Here is a 22,254-nt window from a genome sequence, read left to right as displayed (position 1 = left end):
GCCCGGGCCGGGGCGGAGAGAAGTAGCCTTCGCCCGTCGCCGGGGCGGAGCGGGGGCGGCCGCCCGGCACGGGTGCCGGAGCCACGACACCCGGCGTCGCCCCCAAAGGCCGTACGCCGGAAAGACGTTGACCTCGCTCACCGGATCGGGTGGATCATCGCCCGCGATGCCGTTCCGCCGTAACTCGCCGCACTTGCCCGCAGTTGTCACCCCCGGTGACAACGACGAGGCAGCGCGGCGAGGGGAACGGACCGGTGGGCGCAACGACTCTGGTGCAGGACGAACCGGCGGCCGAGGCGCCCTGGGCCCCCGAACCGGGGCCCGCGCCGGCGGCCCCGCTCACCCCGCGCCAGGTCCGGCTGGTCTTCGTCGGGCTGATGCTCGCGCTGCTGATCGCCGCGCTGGACCAGATGATCGTCGCCACCGCGCTGCCCCGCATCGTCGGTGAACTGCACGGCCTGGACCGGATGTCCTGGGCGATCACCGCCTATCTGCTGACCTCCACCATCGGCCTGCCCGTCTACGGCAAACTCGGCGATCTCGTCGGCCGCAAGGGCGTCTTCCAGTTCGCGATCGTCGTCTTCGTCATCGGCTCCGCGCTGGCCGGCCGCGCGCGGAGCATGGACCAGTTGATCGCCTTCCGCGCCGTGCAGGGCGTCGGCGCGGGCGGCCTGATGATCGGTGTCCAGGCGATCATCGCGGACATCGTGCCGCCCCGGCAGCGCGGCCGCTTCATGGGCCTGATCGGCGCCGCCTTCGGCCTCGCCTCGGTCGCCGGACCGCTGCTCGGCGGCTACTTCACCGACCACCTCTCCTGGCGTTGGTGCTTCTACGTCAACGTGCCCTTCGGTCTGCTCACCCTCGCCGTCGTCACGGTCGTGCTGAAGCTGCCCCGGCCGGCCACCCGGGGCCGCCTCGACGTGCTCGGCGCGCTGCTGCTCGCCGCCGCCTCCACCTGCCTGGTCCTGCTGACCAGTTGGGGCGGCACGGAGTACGCGTGGGGCTCCCGCGTCGTCCTCGGGCTGGGCGCGGGCGCGGTCGCCGCCGCGGCGCTCTTCCTCGTCGCCGAGCGCTTCGCCGCCGAACCCCTCATCCCGCTGAGGCTGTTCAGGAACCCGGTCTTCGTCGTCACCGCGCTCGTGGGCCTCGTGATCGGCATGGCCCTGTTCGGCGCGGCCAGTTATCTGCCGACCTTCCTCCAGATGGTCGACGGCGCCTCGGCCACCGCGTCCGGGCTGCTGATGCTGCCGATGATGGCCGGGATCGTCGTCGCGTCGATCGTCTCCGGCCAGCTGATCTCCCGCACCGGCCGCTACAAGGTGTTCCCCGTCCTCGGCGGCGCGCTGTCCGCCGTCGGCATGTGGCTGCTGTCCCGGCTGGAGACGGACACGCCCCGGCTGCACTACAGCCTCTGGATGGCCGTCCTCGGCGCCGGGATCGGCATGGTGATGCCCGTGCTGGTGCTCGCCGTGCAGAACTCCGTGCGCCCCGCCGACCTCGGCACCGCCACCAGCGCCAACAACTACTTCCGGCAGATCGGCGGCAGCGTCGGCGCCGCCGTCTTCGGCACCCTCTTCGCCGACCGGCTCGCCACCGCCCTGCGCCGCGAACTGCCCGCGCGCGCCGGAGCCCGGCTGCCCGACGCCGAGTCGCTCACCCCGCAGCTCGTGCACGCCCTGCCGGCGGCCCTGCGCGACGCCTACATCCGCGCGTACGCCGACGCGATGCCCCGGATCTTCCTCTACCTGGTCCCGGTGCTCGCCCTCGGCCTGCTCATCGCCTGCTTCCTCAAGGAGACACCCCTGTTGACCAGCGCCGCATCCCCCGACAGTCCGCTGACCGCCGCCGACTCCGCGCCGTCGTACGACCCGCTGCCGCGCTCCCGCGCGCCGTTCACCCCGGGGGCGGCGGTCCGCGGCGCGGTGCAGCACCCGGACGGGACCGTGGTCCCGCGCGCGGCGCTCACCCTCATCGACGTCGCCGGGCAGCAGATCGGGCGCGGCGCGACCGGCGAGGACGGGCGGTACACGCTGTCCACGCCCGGACCGGGGGCGTACGTCCTCATCGCCGCGGCCGGCGGCCACCAGCCGCAGGCGGTCTCCGTGACCGTCGGGGAGCGGCCCGTCGAACTCGACCTGGTCCTCGGCGGCGCCGGGCGCCTCGCGGGCAGCGTGCTCACCGCCGACGGCGCGCCCGTGCGGGAGGCCGCCGTCACCCTCACCGACGCGCACGGCGAGGTCGTCGCGACCACCCGCACCGGCGACGAGGGCGGATATCTCATCACCGAGCTGGTGGCGGGCGAGTACACGCTCGCCGCGAGCGCCCCCGCGTTCCGGCCCGCCGCCGTGCCGGTCGGCGTGCAGGCCGCCCGCGAGACCCGGCAGGACGTCGAGCTCGCGGGCGGGGCCGTGCTGCGCGGCACCGTGCGGGCCGCCGGGGGCCGCCCCGTGGAGGACGCCCGGGTCACCCTGCTCGACGCGGCGGGCAATGTCGTGGACTCCCTCACCACGGGCGCGGACGGCGTCTTCCGGTTCGTCGACCTGTCCTCCGGCGAGTACACGGTCATCGCCGCGGGATACCCGCCGGTCGCCACGGTGCTCCAGCTCGGGGGCGGCGGCCGCACCGAACGGGACCTGCAACTCGGCCACGAGGACTGACAGCGATGACTGCTGCGGCTCCGCTCGGCGGCCCGACCGGCGCTTCGGCTCTCCACCGGCCGGTCGCACGGACCGGCCGGTGGCCGAAGACCGCGGGCGCGAACGACTGGAACCAATTCCAGAATTGCCACACATCGCAACCGGCGGTCGCCGTACGGTAGTGAAGGCTGGACAGATCTTGGCGAGCCGTGGGGAGAGAGGGCCCGGGTCATGGACCATGGCACCGAACGGGACGCAGTGCCCGGCCGCGCCGGGGACGGCGCGCCGGACGGCGGCGCCGCGTCCGGGCGCATCCCCCTGGCCGTCGTCGTGGTCGACCGTGACGGACTCGTCTCCCACTGGAGCAGGGGCGCACGCCGGCTGTTCGGCAGCGCCAAGGAGCAGGCGATCGGCCAGCCCGTCGCCGACCTGCTGCCCGTCTCCGGCGCCCTTCCCGACCGCGACGAGACCACGCCGTACGGCGGCTACACGGCCTACGACGGCCTCGGCCCCGACCTGGAGTCGTCCCTGGACGGCGGGCTGTCCTACCCGGCGGCCGGCCGCGCCCGGCTGACCGTGCCCGAGCAGGACCGCCTCGACGTGCTGTGGTGGGCGTACCCGCTGGTGGGCCCCGGCACCGAACGGCTGCTCGTGCTCGCCGCCGACGCGGCCGCCCTGCACCCCGAAGCGCCGGGCCCGGACGTCGCGTTCGAGCGGATCGCGCCCGGCTTCGCGCTGCACACCGACTTCCCCGGCGCCGAGGAACTCGCCCGCCGGCTGCCCGAGATCCTGCCCAGCATGAGTGTCGACGAGGGCTCCCGGATCGTCGCGCAGATCCTCGAACTGGGCTATCCCGTACTGGAGTTCAGTCAGAACGACCGGGTGCCCGTCACCCCCGACTGGGGTGTGGCCCGGCGCCTGGAGCGCAAGGAGCGCAGGCAGCGGGCCGCCCTCGCGGCGGCGCGCGGGCTGCCCGTGGCCGCGGAGCGGGACGGGGACGGCGGGGACGACGACGCCGACGACCTCGAGTACGCCGCCGTACGCGAACGCCTGGAGTTCCTCAACGAGGTGAGCGGCCGCATCGGCACCTCCCTCGACCTCGCCCGCACCATCGTCGAGGTCAGCCGCGCCGTCGTGCCCCGCTTCACCGACGTCGCCGGCACCTATCTGCGGGAACAGGTCGTCGCGGGCGAGGGGTTCCCGGACGGCGTGCCCGACACGACGACCATGTGGCACCGGGTGGCCCTGGAGCACACCGACGAACCCGGCCGCTGGGACGACGTGGTGCCGGTCGGCGAGGCCATGCCGTTCCCGGCGCACACCCCGTTCTTCCAGTGCATGACCAGCGGACAGCCGGTGCTGGTGCCCCGGATCAGCGAGCAGATGGGCCACGCGATCGCCGCGCAGTTCGAAAAGCGCGACATCCGGCCCCTGATCACCGGCCGTTCGATGCTGGTCGTGCCGCTGAAGGCGCGCAACGTCGTGCTCGGCTTCATGATCCTGCTGCGCCACCCCGAGCGCGTCGAGTTCAACGACATGGACCGGGTCACCGGCGCCGAACTCGCGGCCCGCGCGGGCCTGGTGCTCGACAACGCGCGCATGTACACCTACCAGGAGTCCGTCGCCGAGACGCTCCAGGACAGCATGCTGCCGCACATCCCCGCGCGCATGGCGGGCTGCGACATCGCCACCCGCTACCTGCCGGGCACCCTGCTCGGCCGGGTCGGCGGCGACTGGTTCGACTCGGTGAAGCTGCCGGGCGCCCGCACCGCCCTCGTCGTCGGCGACGTGATGGGCCACGGCCTCAACTCGGCCGCGATGATGGGACAGTTGCGCACGGCCGTGCAGACCATGGCCGCGCTCGACCTGCCGCCCGCCCAACTGCTGCGCAACCTCGACGACCTCGCCCAGCGGCTCGGCGACAGCTACCTCGCCACCTGCCTGTACGCGGTCTACGACCCGATCGCCGGCGAGCTGCTGATCGCCAACGCGGGCCACATCCCGCCCGTCCTGGTGCGCGCCGAGGGCGGCCGCAGCGAGCTGCTCGCGCTGCCCACCGGCGCCCCGATCGGCGTGGGCGGGGTGCCCTTCGAGGCGGTCACCGTGCGCGTCGAGCCCGGCGACCGGCTCGTCATGTGCACCGACGGCCTGGTCGAGGTGCGCGGCGAGGACATCGGGGTCGGCCTCGCCACGCTCTGCGAGTCCGCCGCGCACCCGGCCGCCTCCATGGACGACGCCTGCGACACGATCATCCGCGCGCTCAACACCCGCGGCGGCCGCAAGGACGACGTGGCCCTGCTGATGGCCCGGCTCAACGGCATCGAGCCCGACGACGTCGCCGAGTGGCGGCTCGCCCTCGAACCGGCCGAGGCCGGCCGGGCCCGCGCGGCGGTCCGCGAGCAGCTGCACGAGTGGGGGCTCGCGCGGCTCGCCGACACCGCCGAGCTGCTGGTCAGCGAGCTCGTCACCAACGCCGTACGGCACTCCCGCCGCCGCCCGGTCGAACTGCGCCTGGTGCGCGGCGAGACGCTGCTGTGCGAGATCGAGGACGACGACCACGAGCTGCCCACCCTGCTCAGCGCCGAACCCGGCGCCGAGTTCGGGCGCGGGCTCCGCGTGGTCAGCACCCTGGCCCGGGAGTGGGGCACCAGCCGGACCACCGCCGGCAAGACGGTGTGGTTCGAACTGACGCTGCCGCGCCGCTGACCGGTCCGCGGGCCACCGCGGCGCACCCCGGCCGGGGTCCCCAGGTGCCCCTGGGCGCACGGGTCCGCAGGGGGCGTACGTCCTTCGAATACGCGGTGAAGGAATGCGCCGTGCGCTTGTCGCGCCGGACTCCGTCGCGGTAGACCGTACTGGCCCGTCACCTACGGCGGAGCGGCGTCGCACCTGGGGAGTTGGGTATGAGCGTGACGAGTCGGTACCGCGAGGCGTGGGAAGGGTTCTGGCGCGAAGCCGCCGACGAACAGGGAGCCGTCTTCTGGGACGCGGAGCCCGCGCTGACCGCCGTCCGCCACCTCGCCCTGTTCGAGCCGCACCTCACCGACCCCCAGCTGCCGATGATCGACCTCGGCTGCGGCAACGGCACCCAGACCCGCTTCCTCGCCGAGCGCTTCCCGCAGGTCCTCGGCGCCGACATCGCCGACAGCGCGCTCGCGCACGCCCGGCGCGCCGACCCCGCGGGCCAGGCCGCCTACCGGGTGCTCGACGTGGTCGAGAAGGCCGAGACCGAGACCCTGCACGCGGAGCTCGGCGACGCGAACGTCTACATGCGCGGCGTGCTGCACCAGTGCGAGCCCGACGACCGGCAGCCGCTCGTCGACGGACTCGCCACCCTCGTCGGCGCGCGCGGCCGCGCCTTCCTGGTCGAGCCGTCCCAGGCCGCCGGCGCGATCCTCGGCGGCCTCGCGCAGGGCCCCGCGGGACCGCCCGCCAAGCTCGCCCCGATCTTCCGCCACGGCATCGCTCCCGCCGAGGTGGCCGATGACGCGGTGCCGGAGCACCTCACCGCGGCCGGTCTGACGATCATCGCGCGCGGCGAGCTCCCCCTGTTCACCACGGAGTACACGGACGACGGCACCCGCATCCAACTGCCGTCGCAGTGGCTGGTGGCGGGCCGCGCGGGATAGCCCGCGAGGGGCCCCGGACGCACCCGGCGGCCCACCGGACCCATCCGGCGGCCCACCGGACGCAATCCGCCGGGCCGCCGGGCGCGCGCCCGGCGCGCGGAGGGGGCGCACGGCCTGGGGTCGTGCGCGCCGGCGGGGAAACCGGTGTGCCGTGCTTCGTAGCCGCATCTCCCCGCACCGCGTAACGTGGCGAACCATGAAGATCCTGATCAGCGCCGACATGGAGGGCGCCACCGGGGTGACCTGGCCCGCCGACGTGCTGCCGGGGACCCCGCAGTGGGAGCGCTGCCGGTCGATGTTCACCTCCGACGTCGACGCCGCCGTCCGCGGCTTCCACGACGGCGGCGCCGACGAGGTGCTGATCAACGAGGCGCACTGGACGATGCGCAACCTCCTCCTGGAGGACCTCGACGAGCGGGCGCAGATGCTGACCGGACGGCACAAGACGCTGTCCATGGTCGAGGGCGTGCAGCACGGCGACGTGGACGGGGTGGCGTTCATCGGCTACCACGCGGGAGCCGGGATGGAGGGCGTCCTCGCCCACACCTACCTCGCCAACTCCATCACCGGCGTCTGGCTGAACGACATGCGCGCCAGCGAGGGACTGCTCAACGCGCACGTCGTCGCGGAGTACGGCGTCCCCGTCATCCTCGTCACCGGCGACGACGTGGCCTGCGAGGACGCCCTCGGCTACGCGCCGAAGGCGCAGAAGGTGGCCGTCAAGGACCACGTCTCCCGCTACGCCGCCGTCTGCCGCACCCCGGCCCGCACCGCCGCCGACATCCGCGCCGCCGCCAAGGACGCCACACGTCTGGCGGTCCGTCACGAACCGGTGGACGGAGGCCCGTTCACCATCGCCCTCGAATTCGACGCCGAGCACCTGGCGATGGCCGCCACGGTCGTGCCCGGCGTCGAGCAGACCGGGGAGCGCAGGGTCGCCTACACCAGCGCCACCATGTACGAGGGCATCCGCAGCTTCAAGGCGGTCACCACGATCGTGTCCGCCGCCGTGGAGGAGCAGTATGGCTGACGAGCAGGCACTGGACGAGGTCGTCCGGTTCACCTCCGACCTGATCCGGATCGACACCACCAACCGCGGCGGCGGCGACTGCCGCGAACGGCCCGCCGCCGAGTACGCGGCCGAGCAACTCGCGGGCGCCGGGCTCGAACCCGTCCTGCTGGAGCGCACCCCGGGCCGTACCAACGTGGTCGCCCGCATCGAGGGCACCGACCCCGGCGCCGACGCGCTGCTCGTCCACGGGCACCTGGACGTGGTGCCCGCGCGGGCCGAGGACTGGGCCGTGCACCCGTTCTCCGGCGAGATCCGCGACGGCGTCGTGTGGGGCCGGGGCGCCGTCGACATGAAGAACATGGACGCGATGATCCTCGCCGTCGTCCGCGACTGGGCCAGGGACGGCGTACGGCCCCGCCGGGACGTCGTCGTCGCGTTCACCGCCGACGAGGAGGCCAGCGCGGTCGACGGCTCCGGATTCCTCGCCGACAGCCACCCCGGCCTCTTCGAGGGCTGCACCGAAGGCATCAGCGAGTCCGGCGCGTTCACCTTCCACGACGGCGGCGGCCGGCAGATCTACCCGATCGCCGCCGGGGAACGCGGCACCGCCTGGCTCAAGCTCACCGCGCGCGGCCGCGCCGGACACGGCTCCAAGGTCAACCGCGAGAACGCCGTGACCCGGCTCGCCGCCGCGATCACCCGCATCGGCGAGCACGAGTGGCCCCTGCGGATCACCGCCACCGTGGGCGCCGCCCTCACCGAACTCGCGGCGCTGTACGGCCTGGACGCGGGCCTCGACGACGTCGACGAACTCCTCCAGAAGCTCGGCCCGGCCGCCAAACTGGTCGAGTCCACCGTCCGCAACAGCGCCAACCCGACGATGCTGGAAGCCGGTTACAAGGTCAACGTGATCCCCGGCGAGGCCGTCGCATATGTCGACGGCCGGTATCTGCCCGGCGGCGAGGACGAGTTCCGCGCCACCCTGGACCTGCTGACCGGGCCCGACGTGCACTGGGAGTTCGAGCACCACGAGGTCGCCCTCGAAGCACCCGTCGACTCGGCCACGTACGCCGGACTGCGCGCCGCCGTCGAGGAGTTCGCGCCCGAGGGCGTCACGGTGCCGTACTGCATGTCCGGCGGCACCGACGCCAAGCAGTTCTCCCGGCTCGGCATCACCGGCTACGGCTTCACCCCGCTGAAGCTGCCCGAGGGCCTCGACTACCAGGCCCTCTTCCACGGGGTCGACGAGCGTGTCCCGGTCGAGGCGCTGCACTTCGGTGTCCGCGTCCTCGACCGGTTCCTGCGGACCGCCTAGGCGAGTTGGGGGGACAAGGTGCAGACCCTGCCGTACGGTGCGTGGCCCTCGCCGATCGACGCGGCGCTCGCCGCCGCGCACGACGGGCATCCCGAGAGCGTGGGCTTCGTCGGCGACGAGGTCTGGTGGACCGCGCCCCGGCCCGCCGAGGGCGGCCGGCGCACCCTGGTGCGCCTGCTGCCCGACGGCACCGAGCAGTCCGTCCTCCCCGCACCGTGGAACGTGCGCAGCCGCGTCATCGAGTACGGCGGCACGCCCTGGACCGGCGTGGCCCGGCCCGGGGCCGAACCCCTCGTGGTCTTCGCGCACTTCGCCGACCAGCGGCTGTACCGGTACGAGCCGGGCGGTGAACCCCGGCCGCTCACCCCGCTGTCCCCGGTCGGCGGCGGACTGCGCTTCGCCGACCTCGCCGTGCTGCCCGACCGGGACGAAGTCTGGTGCGTCCTGGAGGAGTTCACCGGTGACGCCCCGACGGACGTACGCCGCACGCTGGTCGCCGTACCGCTGGACGGCAGCGCACACGACGACCGCGCCGCCCTGCGCGAACTCGCGCCCGCACGGCACCGGTTCGTCACCGGGCCGCGGCTCACGCCGGACGGGCGGCGGGCCGCCTGGCTGGCCTGGGACCACCCGCGGATGCCGTGGGACGGCACCGAACTGCTGGTCGCGGACGTCACCGAGGGCGGGGTGCTGGGCGAGCCGCGGACCGTCGCGGGCGGCCCCGAGGAGTCCGTCGCGCAGGCCGAGTGGTCCGCCGACGGCCGGCTGCTGTACGCGAGCGACCGCAGCGGCTGGTGGAACCTCTACCGCGACGGCACCCCGCTCTGCCCCCGCGAGGAGGAGTTCGGCGGACCGCTGTGGAAGCTCGGCCAACGCTGGTTCGCGCCCCTGGACAGCGGGCTGATCGCCGTCGTCCACGGCCGCGGCGCCACCGCCCTCGGCATCCTCGACCCGGAGACCGGCGAGGTCGTCGACGCGGCCGGCCCCTGGACCGAGTTCGCCGCCACCCTCGCGGTGCGCGGCGAGCGGATCGTCGGGGTCGGCGCCAGCCCGCGCAGCGCGTACGAGGTCGTCGAACTGGACTCCCGGACCGGCCGGACCCGGGTGGTCGGCGCCCCGCACGACGACCCGGTCGATCCCGCCCACTACCCCGAACCGCAGATCCGCGTCTTCACCGGCCCCGCCGGCCGCGAGATCCACGCGCACGTCTACCCGCCGCACCACCCCGGCTGCGCGGCGCCCGGCGGCGAGCTGCCGCCGTACGTCCTCTGGGCGCACGGCGGCCCCACCAGCCGCTCCCCGCTCGTCCTCGACCTGGAGATCGCCTACTTCACCTCCCGCGGCATCGGCGTCGCCGAGGTCAACTACGGCGGCTCCACGGGATACGGCCGCGCCTACCGCAACCAACTGCGCGAGCAGTGGGGCGTCGTCGACGTCGAGGACTGCGCGGCCGTCGCCCTCGCCCTCGCCGAGGAGGGCACCGCCGACCCGGCGCGGCTCGCCGTGCGCGGCGGCAGCGCGGGCGGCTGGACCGCCGCCGCCTCCCTCACCACGACCGACGTCTACGCCTGCGGCACGATCATCTACCCCGTCCTCGACCTCGTCGCCTTCGCCTCCGGCGAGACCCACGACTTCGAGTCCCGCTATTTGGAGTCCCTGGTCGGACCCCTCGACGAGGTGCCCGGCCGGTACGCCGGGCGCTCCCCGGTCGAGCACGCCGACCGGATCACCGCGCCCTTCCTGCTGCTCCAGGGCCTCGACGACGTCATCTGCCCGCCCGCCCAGAGCGAACGTTTCCTCGCCCGGCTCGTGGGACGCCGGGTGCCGCACGCCTACCTCGCCTTCGCGGGCGAGGGCCACGGCTTCCGCCGCGCCGACACCATGGTCCGCGCGCTGGAGGCCGAACTCTCCCTGTACGCGCAGGTGTTCGGGATCGAATCGCCTGATGTCCCGACCCTGGAGCTGACACCGTGAACCCCCTGGTCCGGCCCGCCCGTCTCGCCCCCGGCGCCCGCGTCGCGATCGTCGCGCCCGCGGGACCGGTCGCCGAGGACCGGCTCCAGGCCGGGCTCGACATCCTGCGCGGCTGGGACCTCGACCCGGTCGTCGCGCCCCATGTGCTCGCCACGCACCCCGAGTTCGGCTATCTCGCGGGCCACGACGCGGACCGCGCCGCCGACCTCCAGAACGCCTGGTGCGATCCGGCCGTCGACGCGGTGCTGTGCGCCCGCGGCGGCTACGGCGCCCAGCGCATGGTCGACCTGCTCGACTGGACGGCGATGCGCGCGGCCGGGCCGAAGGTGTTCGTCGGCTTCAGCGACGTCACCGTCCTGCACACCGCCATCGCCACCCGCCTCGGCCTGGTCACGCTGTACGGCCCGGCCGCCGCGGGCGTCGACTTCGTCAAGAGCGAGCGGGCGCGGGAGCATCTGCGGGCCACCCTTTTCGACCCGGAGTCCGTGCGGGTGATCCACGCCGCCCCCGGCGGCCGCGCGCTGGTGCCCGGGCGGGCCCGGGGCGTCACGCTCGGCGGCTGCCTCAGCCTGATCGGCTCCGACCTCGGCACCCCGCACGCCGGCCGCCCCGCCCGCGGCGGGCTGCTGATGCTGGAGGACGTCGGCGAACAGCCGTACCGCATCGACCGGATGCTGACCCAACTGCTGCGCTCGGGATGGCTCGACGGGGTCGCGGGCATCGCCCTCGGCTCCTGGGACCGCTGCGGCCCCTACGAGCGGCTGCGCCCCCTGCTCGCCGACCGGCTCGGCGCCCTCGGGGTGCCCGTCGTCGAGGAGTTCGGCTTCGGACACTGCCCGGACGCGTTGACGCTGCCGCTGGGGGTGGGCGCCGAACTGGACGCGGAGAGCGGCCGGTTGACGCTGACGGAGCCGGCGCTGAGCTGAGCCCGCGGGCGCCGCGGTGGCGGGCGGGCGCGCTTTGCGGGACGGCGGCCCGGCCTCCCGGGCGACGGACGGGTGGGCCCCGCCCGGGGCCCTTCCCAGGGCCCCGGCTCCGGTCGCCGACCCGGCTGGGGCGGCGCATGATGGGTCCATGACCCCGAAGACCTCCGAGAGCGCCGGGGCGAAGAGCGGTCGCGCGCGCCGTAGACCGACCCCCGGCCAGATCACCGTCCTGGTGCTCGGTGTCCTGGGCCTCGTCTTCATCTTCGAGAACACCAAGGACACCCAGATCCGGCTGCTGATCCCCGTGGTGACCATGCCCCTGTGGATGGCGCTGCTGGGGACGGGGGTCATCGGCTTCCTGTGCGGATTCTTCAGCATCAGACGCCGCCGCTGACCCTCGGGGCCCCGCCCGCCCCGGCGGTAGGGTGTCCGGATGCCGCACCCCTCCCGCTATCTCGCCGAAGGCCCCCGCGTGGGCATACGTCACTTCACCCACGAGGACGGCGCGGAGTTCACCGCGCGGGCCCGTGAGAGCAAGGACCTGCACCACCCGTGGCTGTTCCCGCCGGTCGACGTCGACGCGTACACGGCGTACGCCTCCCGGCTCATCGAGGACCGGACCAAGGCAGGGTTCCTCGTCTGCGAGAAGGCCGACGGCGCGATCGCCGGGTTCATCAACATCAACAACATCGTCGAGGGCGGCTTCCAGTGCGGCGCGCTCGGCTACGGGGCCTTCGCGCACGCGGCCGGCCGCGGTCTGATGCGGGAGGCGCTCCGCTTGGTCGTGGGGCATGCCTTCGGGCCGCTGCGGCTGCACCGGCTGGAGATCAACGCCCAGCCGGGCAACACCGCGTCGATCGCCCTCGCCCGCAGTTGCGGCTTCCGCCTGGAGGGCTTCTCACCGAACATGATCTTCATCGACGGGGCGTGGCGGGACCATGAGCGCTGGGCGCTGACGGCCGAGATGCGGGGGGTCGGCTGACGGCTGCGGGTGCCGTGCCCGGCTGGGGGCCGGTTCTCCGCCTGCGGGCCGTTGGGGCCGTTCGCGCAGTTCCCCGCGCCCCTGAAGGGGCGGGGGTGCGCGTTGCCCCCTAGGGGTGCGGGGAAACTGCGCGACCGGCCACGATGCGCCTCCACGGGGGCACCGTGCGGGATGTGCGGCCGCGGGCCGGTGGGGCCCCTTCGCGCAGTTCCCAGCGCCCCTGTCGGGGCGCTGGATTCCCTGCGCGCGTCGGAAGCCTGGCTGGGGCGCAACCACCTGAGGGGCGCGAGGAACTGCGCGATCAGCCACGACGGGCCCGCACCCGTCCCCCGCCGAGCCGTGCGTGCGCCTTTGCGTAATCCTGACCGGTGCAGACCCTGGTCAGCAGACCCCGTACCGGATTGCATGGTCATCGTGACGACCATCCGACGTGAGGTACTGACCCTGCCCGCCGCCGAGCTGGGCGAGGACAACCCGCTGCCCCCGCTGCGCCCGCTCGACGAGGTCCACCACATCGACGACGGGGCCCGGCAGGCCGCGGAGATGCCGCGCGACATGGCCCGCCAGCTCGGCTGGGAACCGCTGCGCAGCCTGCTCCCGGTGCGCGTGCGCGACGGCTACGGCAGAGCGCGCGAACCCCGCGCCGTCGACGCCGTCGTGATCGAGAACGACCGGCTGCGCGTCACCGTCCTGCCCGGCCTCGGCGGCCGCGTCCACTCCCTCGTCCACCAGCCCACCGGCCGCGAACTGCTCTACTCCAACCCGGTGTTCCAGCCCGCGAACTTCGCGCTCAACGGCGCCTGGTTCTCCGGCGGCATCGAGTGGAACATCGGCGCCACCGGCCACACCACCCTCTCCTGCTCGCCCGTGCACGCGGCCCGCGTGGCCGCCCCCGACGGCGGCGAGATGCTGCGCCTGTGGGAGTGGGAACGGCTGCGCGACCTGCCCTTCCAGGTCGACCTCTGGCTCCCGGACGGCTCCGACTTCCTCTACGTCGGCGTCCGCGTCCGCAACCCGCACCAGCGGCCCGTGCCCGGCTACTGGTGGTCCAACATCGCCGTCCCCGAGGACCGCCGCGTCCTGGTCCCGGCCCACTCCGCCTGGCACTTCGGCTACGAGCGCCACCTGCGCAAGGTCCCCGTCCCCGTGTACGACGACATCGACCGCAGCCGCCCCGCGGACAGCGAGTACGCCGCCGACTACTTCTACGACGTGCCGGACGGCCACCGCCCCTGGATCGCCGCCGTCGACGCGGACGGCCACGGGCTGGCCCAGACCTCCACCGACGCCCTGCGCGGCCGCAAGCTGTTCGTGTGGGGCAGTGGCAGCGGCGGCCGGCGCTGGCAGGAGTGGCTCACCGAACCCGGCACCGGGGGCTACTGCGAGATCCAGGCCGGACTCGCCCGCACCCAGCTGGAACACGTCCGGTTCGACGCCGAGAGCGAGGTGTCCTGGCTGGAGGCGTACGGCCCGCTCGACACACCCGGCGACGGCGACTGGGACGAGGCCGTCGCGACGGCCGAGGCCCGCCTCGAAGCCGCCCTGCCGCGCGCCGACGTCGACACCGCCTACGCCGCCTGGCGGGCCCACGCCGACACCGAGCCCGGCGAACGGCTCGCCACCGGCTCCGGCTGGGGCGCCCTCGAAGTGCTGCGCGCCGACTGGAAACTGCCCGGCACCCCGTTCGACGAGGCCACTCTCGACGACGCGCAGGCGCCCTGGCTGGAACTCCTGCGCACCGGCTCCCTGCCCGAGCCGCGCCGGGTCCGCCCGCCCGGCGAGACCCTGGTGGCCCCGCACTGGCGGGACATGCTGGAGACGGCGCCCGCCACCCCGCACACCGAGTACCACCTCGGCGTCGCCCAGTGGCACGCCGGGGACCGGGCCCAGGCCGTACGCAGCTGGGAGCGCGCCCTCGAACTCGCCCCGTCGCTCTGGCCGTCGCTGCGCTGCCTCGCCGTGGCCGACCAGGAGGCGGGCCATCACGCGCGGGCCGCGGACCGGTACGCGGAGGCGTTCGACGACCTGTGCCAGGAGCGCCGCGACGACGGCGAACGCTGGACGGCGGCCACCGCCGCGCTCGGCCGGGAGGCGCTCGAAGCCCTGCTGCGGGTACGGCGCGTCGCCGACGCCCGCGCCGTCTGGGAGCGGCTGCGCCCGGCGGTCAGCACGCGCGGCCGGTTCCGGCTCCTCGAAGCCCGGCTGCTGCTCGCCGAGGGCCGGACGGCGCAGGCGCGGGCCGTCTTCGACGCCGGGTTCGAGGTCGCCGACCTGCGCGAGGGCGCGGTCGACCTGGACCGGCTCTGGGCCCGGCTCGACGACCGGCCGCTGCCGGCCGCCTACGACTTCCGGATGCGGCCGGACCTGCCCTGACCCGCCGTCAGCCCCGGCGGTCGGCGTACTCGTACACCGAGCCGTCGGGGTGCACCGCGATCAGGTTGCGGCCCGCCGGGGTCGCGACCGGCCCGGCGACGACCCGCGCGCCCAGTTCGGTGAGGACCGCGGCGGTCTCCTCGACGTCCTTCACCGCGATCGTCGCGGCCACCGTGCGCAGCACGTCCAGCTCGGCCTCGGGCCCGCTCATCAGCAAGAAGCAGCCGACGGCGGCCACTTGGACGCCGCCGCGCTCGAAGCGGAGGGCGGCGGCACCGGCCAGCCGCTCGTAGAAGGAGACCGCGGCCTCCAGGTCGTCGACGCAGACACGCAGCGTGGTTCCCAGAATCTCCATGCGTACGAGCCTAGTTGGGGCGGCCCGTACGACCCTCCCGGCGGGCGGGCGGCGTTACCGGCTCCGGGGCGCGGGTACCCGGGGCCCATGAAGCCCTTGGATCACTTGGAGCATCTGGACAAGGACCTGGTCGAGGAACTGGCGCAGGTGACACGGGAGACCGTGCGCGAGGAACTGCGCGAGCAGACCCGCAAGCAGCGCCGGACGGCCGTGCTGTACGCCGCCTCCGGCGCCGTCGCCCTGTACGCGGGCGCGGCCGTCGCGCTCGCCGTGGGCCTCACCCTCGCGATCGTGCTGCCCGGCTGGGCGGCGGCCCTGATCACCGCGGCGGTCCTCGCCGCGGCCGCCTACGCGCTGCGCGGCGCGGCCCGGCCGCACCCCGCCCACCCGACGGGACTCGCGGAGCCCGGCCACCACCGGGTCGTCGGCGGCACCCCGCCGGCCGCCCCGCCGAGCGGCCTCGGGATGCCGTACCCGCCCATGCCCCCGGTGGCCCCCGGCGGCGGCACCGGAGCGGCGGGCGGTCCGGCCGGCACGGCGTGGCAGGGCACGGCGCCGCCGATGGACGAGATCGACCCGGAGCGGGGCCAGCGCGCCTGAGCGTCGCGCGGCCCGCCGGCGCCTCGGTCGACAAGGACGCCGCGATGGGTATCGACTGGTGGGGGGCCCGCGCGGAAGGAGACCCGATGAGCCGACTGCGGTACGTGTACGCCGTCTGCCGACCCTTCGGCACACCCCTCCAGGTGCAGCTCAGCGGTGTGGACGGGGTGCCGCCGCGGCTCCTTGCCCACCATGGGCTGATCGCGGTCGTCAGCTCGGTCCCCGAGGCGGACTTCGCCGAGGACGCCCTCCGCGTCCGCTTCGAGGACCTCGACTGGCTGTCCGCGACGACCCGCGCCCATCAGGGTGTGATCGGCGCGCTCACCACCGTGACCACGCCGCTGCCGATGCCGCTCGCCACCGTGTTCCGGGACGACAGCGGCGTACGCGCCATGATCGAGGCGCGTGAGGACGGCTTCCGCCGGACACTGGACCGGCTGGCGGGCCGGGTCGAGTGGGGCGTGAAGGCGTACGGCGGGTCATCGCGGGAGGCGACGGAGAAGGCCGCCGTACGGCTGCACGAACTGCTCGCCCGGCACGCGGAGGACACCAGGCTGCACGCCCCGCAGAACGCCGCGCTCTCCGGCGCGGCCGGGCCGAACGTGCTGAACGCCGCCTATCTCGTGCCGCGCGCGGCGTCCGAGGGGTTCGTGGAGCTCGTGGACCGGGCCCGGGAGGACACCCCGGGGCTGCGGATCGAGCTCACCGGGCCCTGGGCGGCCTACTCGTTCACGGGGGAGGAGCGGTGACCGCCGTCGCACGCCGCGAGATCGGCCTGGACGCACCTCACTCCTTCGGCTCCTTGCGGCACAGGATCTCGGCGTGCAGGACCGCGAACCAGCCGTCCTCGCTCGCGCCCCACGTCCGCCAGGCGTCCGCCACGGCCGCCAGCTCCTCGGCGGTCGCGTGGCCGCCCTCGACGGCCAGTTTCGCGTAGGCCGAGGCGACCGTGCGCTCCGCCCACAGTCCGCTCCACCAGGCCCGTTCCTCCGGTGTGGAGAACGTCCAGGTCGCCGAGGTGGCCGTGATGTCGGTGAGGCCCACAGCGCGCGCCCACGACTTCAGCCGCCGCCCCGCGTCCGGCTCGCCGCCGTTGGCGCGGGCGACCCGCCGGTACAGGTCCAGCCAGTCGTCCAGCCCGGGCGGCTGCGGGTACCACGTCATGGCCGCGTAGTCCGAATCGCGTACGGCGATCAGACCGCCCGGCGCGGTGACCCGGCGCATCTCCCTGAGCGCCTGCACCGGGTCGCCGACGTGCTGGAGCACCTGGTGCGCGTGGACCACGCAGAACGTGTCGTCCGGGTAGTCCAGCGCGTGGACGTCGGCGACCGCGAAGTCCACGTTGGCCAGGCCCCGTTCGGCCGCCGTGGCGCGGGCGGTCGCCACGATCCCGGGCGCGTGGTCGACGCCGGTGACATGGCCCTCGGGCACCAGCTCCGCCAGGTCGGCGGTGATGGTGCCGGGACCGCATCCGATGTCCAGCACCTTCATGTGCGGCTTGAGCGAACCGAGCAGATAAGCCGCCGAGTTGGCGGCGGTGCGCCAGGTGTGCGATCGCAGCACCGACGCGTGGTGCCCGTGCGTGTAGACGGCTGTCTCCTGCGCCTTCGGCATGACTGTGCCCCTTCTCGTACCGTTCGCCGGCGTTGTGGCAACCGTACGCGCGCATGCCGAATGATGAGACCTGCGTTTTGAATAGTGGACTGACGGATCATCAGGAACGAGATCGGGGGCGGCGGCTCCTGCGGGTCGCGGTCACGGCATCGGCCGGTACACCGTGAGCGCCTCCCGCAGCTTGTCCAGCGTCACCTCGCCCTCCACCTCGGTCAGTTCGCCGTCGTAGGCGAGGAGCGTGCCCGGGGCGACACCCGCCAGGTCCAGCCGGGTCAGCCGCGCCGCCGAGTGCACGGGGGAGCGGGTCAGCGGGCCCGCGGCGGCCGCGGACAGCAGCCGCAGCGCCGGGTGCCGCCCGCCGTGCACCACCCGCACGTCGAGCATCCCGTCGGCGAGGTCCTGGCGCCGGTCCGGCGCGAGCCCCGTCCGGTGGTAGCCGCCGTTGCCGACGAACAGCAGCCACAACGGGTGCGCCCGGCCCGCGACTTCGGCCTCCAGCGGAGCGCGGTCGGCGCGCAGCACCCGGCTCGCGGCGAGCACCCCCGCGGGCCAGCCGCCGATCCACGGCGACCACTTCTCCCGCACCTTCACCAGCTCCGGATACACGCCCAGGCTCAGCGTGTTCAGGAAGACGCCGTGGCGCCGCCCGCTGCGGAACCGGCCCACGTCCACCCGGACCGCCTCGCCCCGGCGCAGCGCCCGGCCGAGGTCACGGGCGTCCGCCACCCCGAGGTCGCGGGCGAAATGGTCGAGCGTGCCGCCCGGCAGCACCGCGAGCGGCAGACCGTGCCGCAGGGCGACGGCCGCCGCCGCGTTCACCGTGCCGTCGCCGCCGCACACGCCGAGCACCCGGGCCCGCGCCGCCGCCTTCGCCAGCTCGCCGGCCACGTCCTCGGGGCCGCACTCCACGACCTCGGCGGCAGGCAGCTCGGCACGCAGCGCCCGCACCCGGTCCGCCGTACCGGCCGCCGTGTTCGCCACGACCACCAGGCCCGCGCCGTCCGGCAGCGCCGCCGCCTCGACGCGCGGCCGCGCGGGCGGCACGAGCGCGGCGCGGCCCGGCACCATCCCGCGCACCGCGAACGCGGCCGCCGCGCCGAGGGCGGCGCCCGCGAGCACGTCGCTCGGGAAGTGCACACCCGTGTACACCCGGGACATCGCGACCGAGAACGCCACCGGCGCCACCGCCGCGCCCCACGCGGGCGACTCCAGCGCCACCCCGGTCGCGAAGGCCGCGGCGGAGGCGGAGTGCCCGGAGGGGAACGACGTGGTGATCGGCTGCCGCTTGAGCTGCCGCCCGAGCGGCACCGGGTCGAGCACCGGGCGCGCCCGGCGCACCGACCGCTTGCCCAGGGTGTTGATCGTGAGGGAGGCCAGGGTCAGCGAGGCGAGACCGCGGACGGCCGCCCGGCGGGCCCGCGGGGTACGGGTCGCCGCCATCGCGGCCGCCGTCGCGAACCAGAGCACGCCGTGGTTGGCGGAGCGGCTCAGCCGGGGCAGGATGCGCTCCGCCCCCGGCCAGTGGCGCTCGGCGGCCACCTCGAAGAGCCGGCCGTCCAGGGCGAGCAGCCGCCGGCTGAAGGAACGCGCGCCGGGCTTGAGGGCGGTGAGGTCGACGTCAGGGCTCATGCAGGGACGGTTACCCTGAAGTGGCCGAATGCCGACCGGCGGACCGGGTGACAGGAAGGGACGACCGTATGCGCCTGCTCCTCGTACGGCACGGCCAGACCCCCTCCAACGTGGACTTTCTCCTGGACACCGCCGTGCCGGGCCCCGGGCTCACGGCACTCGGACGGCGGCAGGCGAAGGCGCTCCCGGCGGCCCTCGCCGGGGAGCACATCGACGCCCTCTACGCCTCCACCCTCCTGCGCACCCAGCTCACCGCCGCCCCGCTGGCGGCGGCCCGCGGCCTGGAGGTGCTGGTCCGCGACGGCATCCGGGAGGTCTTCGCGGGCGACCTGGAGATGCTGCGCGGCGACTGCGCGCGCGGCGAGCGGTACATGCGCACGGTCTTCGCCTGGGCCGCGGGGGACACCGCGCTGCGGATGCCGGGCGGGGAGAGCGGTGAGGAGACCCTCGGCCGTTACGACGCCGTGGTGGCCGAGGCCGCCGCGAGCGGGGCCGCCGCGGTCGCCATGGTCAGCCACGGCGCCGCCATCCGCCTGTGGACCGCGGCCCGCGCGGACAACGTGGACATCGCCTACGCCGCCGCCCGCCCCCTGGACAACACCGGCGTGGTGGTCCTGGAGGGCTCCCTGGCCGACGGGTGGAAGGCCCTGACCTGGGCGGGCGCGGCCGTCGCCGCGACGGGCGAGGGTGGGCCGACGGGACACCCGGTGGACCCGGCGGACGGCGCTCCGGCGGACCGCGAGACCTGAGTCCGGGCCCTGCCCGGTGATAACGGTTTGCCCCTGGTCGGCGGGCGACCGCAGAATGCGGCCTCATGGGACATCTCGAAGCAGCGCACCTCGAATACCACCTCCCCGACGGGAGGGCACTGCTCGGCGATGTCTCCTTCCGCGTGGGGGAGGGCGCCGTGGTCGCCCTCGTCGGGCCCAACGGCGCGGGCAAGACCACGCTGCTCCGGCTGATCTCCGGTGAGCTGAAGCCGCACGGCGGCACCGTGACCGTCGGCGGCGGCCTCGGCGTGATGCGCCAGTTCGTGGGCTCGGTCCGCGACGAGACGACCGTGCGCGACCTGCTCGTGTCGGTCGCGCCGCCCGGCATCCAGCAGGCCGCCCGCGCCGTCGACGTCGCCGAACACGCGATCATGACCGTCGACGACGAGGCCGCCCAGCTGGCCTACGCGCAGGCCCTCGCCGACTGGGCCGAGGTGCGCGGCTACGAGGCCGAGACGCTGTGGGACATGTGCACCATGGCCGCGCTCGGGATGCCGTACGACAAGGCGCAGTTCCGGCAGGTGCGCACGCTGTCCGGCGGCGAGCAGAAGCGGCTGGTGCTGGAGGCGCTGCTGCGCGGCACCGACGAGGTGCTGCTGCTCGACGAGCCGGACAACTACCTCGACGTACCCGGCAAGCGCTGGCTGGAGGAGCGCCTCCGGGAGACCCGCAAGACCGTGCTGTTCGTCTCCCACGACCGCGAACTGCTCTCCCGCGCCGCCGAGAAGATCGTCTCCGTGGAGCCCTCGCCCGCGGGCGCCGACGCCTGGGTGCACGGTGGCGGCTTCGGCAGCTACCACGAGGCCCGGCGCGAACGCTTCGCCCGCTTCGAGGAGCTGCGCAAGCGCTGGGACGAGAAGCATGCCCAGCTGAAGAAGCTGGTGCTGACGCTCCGTCAGGCCGCCGCCGTCAGCCATGAGATGGCCTCGCGGTACGCGGCCGCGCAGACCCGGCTGCGCAAGTTCGAGGAGGCGGGCCCGCCGCCGGAGCCGCCGCGCGAGCAGGACATCCGGATGCGCCTGAAGGGCGGCCGTACCGGAGTCCGCGCGGTCACCTGCGAACAGCTCGAACTCACCGGCCTGATGCACCCGTTCGACCTGGAGATCTACTACGGCGAGCGGGTCGCCGTGCTCGGCTCCAACGGCTCGGGCAAGTCGCACTTCCTGCGCCTGCTGGCCGGCGACGACGTGGCGCACACCGGGCAGTGGCGGCTCGGCGCGCGGGTCGTGCCCGGCCACTTCGCGCAGACCCACGCGCACCCCGAGCTCCAGGGCCGCACCCTCCTCGACATCCTGTGGAAGGAGCACGCCCAGGACCGCGGGGCCGCCATGTCCCGGCTGCGCCGCTACGAGCTGACCCAGCAGGCCGAACAGACCTTCGAGCGGCTCTCCGGTGGCCAGCAGGCCCGGTTCCAGATCCTGCTGCTCGAACTGGAGGGCGCGACCGCGCTGCTGCTCGACGAGCCCACCGACAACCTCGACCTGGAGTCCGCCGAGGCGCTCCAGGAAGGGCTGGAGGCCTTCGACGGCACGGTCCTCGCGGTCACCCACGACCGCTGGTTCGCCCGCTCCTTCGACCGTTACCTGGTCTTCGGCAGCGACGGCAGGGTGCGCGAGACGGCGGAGCCGGTCTGGGACGAACGGCGGGTCGAACGGGCGCGCTGACGGGCCCGCCGGCGCCTGGGCGGCCCGGGGGCCGGAATGTTCGTACAGTGGATGGAGAGAAGCGAGATCCCTGGTCCCGCCGTCCCCGAAGCCGCTCGGGGGTGGTGCACCCGGGCGGTTGCCCGGACCCCAGACAGAACTCGACGAGCGGGGTACGACGATGATCGGAGTCGATCCGAGTCGGCTGGACGACCAGCAGCTCATGAAGGAGCTGGAGACGATCCACCGCACGCGCCACGACACGCTGCTCTACGGTTCGAACGACGCGCTGCGGGCGCACAACGACCGCATGGCCCGGCTCGAGGGCGAATGGCTGCGGCGCAATCCCCGCCGCCCGGTCGCGGCGGGCCGCACCCGTGAGGGCGCCCGGGAGCGCGGCTGCGGCGAGTCGGTGACGCCCGGCGGCTGAGCCGCACCCGCCGCCTCCGGAGGTCCGTCGGGCGTCGGCGGCCTCCTTCACGAGGTGAGCCCTGTGCGTCTTCGTCGGGCGGGCCCGGAACTCGACCGCGGAGCCGCCCCGGGCCTGCGGATGGCGGAGCCGTGGCGGCACCCGGACCGCAGAGCCGTCGCGTGTGCCCGGACACCGGTGCCGCCGCCCGGACGGGCGGCTGCCCGGACACCGGTGCCGCCGCCCGGACGGGCGGATCGAGGGGCCGGCCGGGTGTCCGGGGTCGTGGTGCCGTGGCGGGTGTCCGGGGTCGTGGAGCCGCCCCGCGCATGCGGATCGCGGGAGCCGTCCCGGGCCCGCGGTTCGCGGAGTCGCCCGAGCACCCGG

The 22,254-nt window shown here is 74.6% G+C and carries 18 protein-coding genes; 15 read left to right on the top strand and 3 right to left on the bottom strand.

The annotated features are described in order from the left end of the window. The first annotated feature begins 254 nt into the window (after positions 1-254). The 10 genes from WN71_RS11065 to WN71_RS11020 all read left to right on the top strand — a co-directional run bounded on the left by WN71_RS11065 (position 255) and on the right by WN71_RS11020 (position 14,847). Positions 255-2,657 carry an MFS transporter gene (locus WN71_RS11065; protein ID WP_046582207.1) on the top strand — a complete coding sequence of 801 codons (2,403 nt, stop codon included), beginning with the start codon at positions 255-257 and terminating at the stop codon, positions 2,655-2,657. 210 nt (positions 2,658-2,867) lie between these two features. After that, positions 2,868-5,342 (top strand): ATP-binding SpoIIE family protein phosphatase, encoded by a 2,475-nt coding sequence (locus WN71_RS11060; RefSeq protein WP_046582209.1) that lies wholly within the window; start codon positions 2,868-2,870, stop codon positions 5,340-5,342. 197 nt (positions 5,343-5,539) lie between these two features. Then, positions 5,540-6,265, top strand: a complete 726-nt coding sequence (locus WN71_RS11055) for a class I SAM-dependent methyltransferase (RefSeq protein WP_046582211.1) — start codon at positions 5,540-5,542, stop codon at positions 6,263-6,265. Positions 6,266-6,461: 196 nt separating this feature from the next. After that, a complete protein-coding gene (locus WN71_RS11050) occupies positions 6,462-7,295 on the top strand; it encodes a M55 family metallopeptidase (RefSeq protein WP_046582213.1) in 834 nt (277 codons plus the stop codon). Further along, entirely contained in the window at positions 7,288-8,592 is a 1,305-nt protein-coding gene (locus WN71_RS11045) for a M20/M25/M40 family metallo-hydrolase (protein ID WP_071369817.1), read from the top strand. Before WN71_RS11050 ends, WN71_RS11045 begins: the two co-directional genes overlap by 8 nt. Before the next feature lie 18 nt (positions 8,593-8,610). Then, positions 8,611-10,566 (top strand): S9 family peptidase, encoded by a 1,956-nt coding sequence (locus WN71_RS11040; RefSeq protein ID WP_046586429.1) that lies wholly within the window; start codon positions 8,611-8,613, stop codon positions 10,564-10,566. After that, positions 10,563-11,492 carry a S66 peptidase family protein gene (locus WN71_RS11035; protein WP_107469621.1) on the top strand — a complete coding sequence of 310 codons (930 nt, stop codon included), beginning with the start codon at positions 10,563-10,565 and terminating at the stop codon, positions 11,490-11,492. Before WN71_RS11040 ends, WN71_RS11035 begins: the two co-directional genes overlap by 4 nt. Before the next feature lie 148 nt (positions 11,493-11,640). Continuing rightward, the gene (locus WN71_RS11030) at positions 11,641-11,886 is read left to right on the top strand and encodes a LapA family protein (protein ID WP_046586432.1); all 246 of its coding nucleotides are present in this window, start codon (positions 11,641-11,643) and stop codon (positions 11,884-11,886) included. Between the two features lie 39 nt (positions 11,887-11,925). Beyond that, positions 11,926-12,474 (top strand): GNAT family N-acetyltransferase, encoded by a 549-nt coding sequence (locus WN71_RS11025; RefSeq protein WP_046586434.1) that lies wholly within the window; start codon positions 11,926-11,928, stop codon positions 12,472-12,474. 405 nt (positions 12,475-12,879) lie between these two features. Further along, the gene (locus tag WN71_RS11020) at positions 12,880-14,847 is read left to right on the top strand and encodes a DUF5107 domain-containing protein (RefSeq protein WP_046586436.1); all 1,968 of its coding nucleotides are present in this window, start codon (positions 12,880-12,882) and stop codon (positions 14,845-14,847) included. A gap of 7 nt (positions 14,848-14,854) precedes the next feature. Here WN71_RS11020 and WN71_RS11015 read toward each other — a convergent pair whose 3' ends face one another. Beyond that, positions 14,855-15,202 carry a VOC family protein gene (locus WN71_RS11015; protein WP_046586439.1) on the bottom strand — a complete coding sequence of 116 codons (348 nt, stop codon included), beginning with the start codon at positions 15,200-15,202 and terminating at the stop codon, positions 14,855-14,857. 87 nt (positions 15,203-15,289) lie between these two features. Here WN71_RS11015 and WN71_RS11010 point away from each other — a divergent pair, with 87 nt between their 5' ends. Next, the gene (locus WN71_RS11010) at positions 15,290-15,802 is read left to right on the top strand and encodes a phage holin family protein (RefSeq protein ID WP_046586441.1); all 513 of its coding nucleotides are present in this window, start codon (positions 15,290-15,292) and stop codon (positions 15,800-15,802) included. Positions 15,803-15,888: 86 nt separating this feature from the next. Next, positions 15,889-16,551: a GvpL/GvpF family gas vesicle protein gene (locus WN71_RS11005; RefSeq protein WP_046586444.1), complete on the top strand. Its 663-nt coding sequence runs from the start codon at positions 15,889-15,891 to the stop codon at positions 16,549-16,551. A 37-nt stretch (positions 16,552-16,588) separates the two neighbouring features. On the opposite strand, the gene WN71_RS11000 is transcribed toward WN71_RS11005, so the two are convergent. Both WN71_RS11000 and WN71_RS10995 read right to left on the bottom strand, forming a co-directional pair. Further along, a complete protein-coding gene (locus tag WN71_RS11000; RefSeq protein ID WP_046586446.1) occupies positions 16,589-17,416 on the bottom strand; it encodes a class I SAM-dependent methyltransferase in 828 nt (275 codons plus the stop codon). 141 nt (positions 17,417-17,557) lie between these two features. Beyond that, positions 17,558-19,045 carry a bifunctional phosphatase PAP2/diacylglycerol kinase family protein gene (locus tag WN71_RS10995; protein WP_046586447.1) on the bottom strand — a complete coding sequence of 496 codons (1,488 nt, stop codon included), beginning with the start codon at positions 19,043-19,045 and terminating at the stop codon, positions 17,558-17,560. Between the two features lie 68 nt (positions 19,046-19,113). On the opposite strand from WN71_RS10995, the gene WN71_RS10990 reads away from it, so the two are divergent. From WN71_RS10990 to WN71_RS10980, 3 genes are all read left to right on the top strand, one after another. Beyond that, entirely contained in the window at positions 19,114-19,794 is a 681-nt protein-coding gene (locus WN71_RS10990; RefSeq protein ID WP_046586449.1) for a histidine phosphatase family protein, read from the top strand. Positions 19,795-19,859: 65 nt separating this feature from the next. Further along, positions 19,860-21,479, top strand: a complete 1,620-nt coding sequence (locus WN71_RS10985; protein ID WP_046586451.1) for an ATP-binding cassette domain-containing protein — start codon at positions 19,860-19,862, stop codon at positions 21,477-21,479. Positions 21,480-21,639: 160 nt separating this feature from the next. Next, the gene (locus WN71_RS10980; protein WP_046586453.1) at positions 21,640-21,888 is read left to right on the top strand and encodes a DUF6158 family protein; all 249 of its coding nucleotides are present in this window, start codon (positions 21,640-21,642) and stop codon (positions 21,886-21,888) included. The last annotated feature ends 366 nt before the right edge of the window (positions 21,889-22,254 follow it).

The sequence above is a fragment of the Streptomyces mangrovisoli genome (assembly GCF_000974985.2).
In the GTDB taxonomy this organism is placed as follows: Bacteria; Actinomycetota; Actinomycetes; order Streptomycetales; family Streptomycetaceae; genus Streptomyces; species Streptomyces mangrovisoli.
Note: the sequence above shows the minus strand (reverse complement) of the source record. Positions and strands in the feature narration are given on the sequence as shown.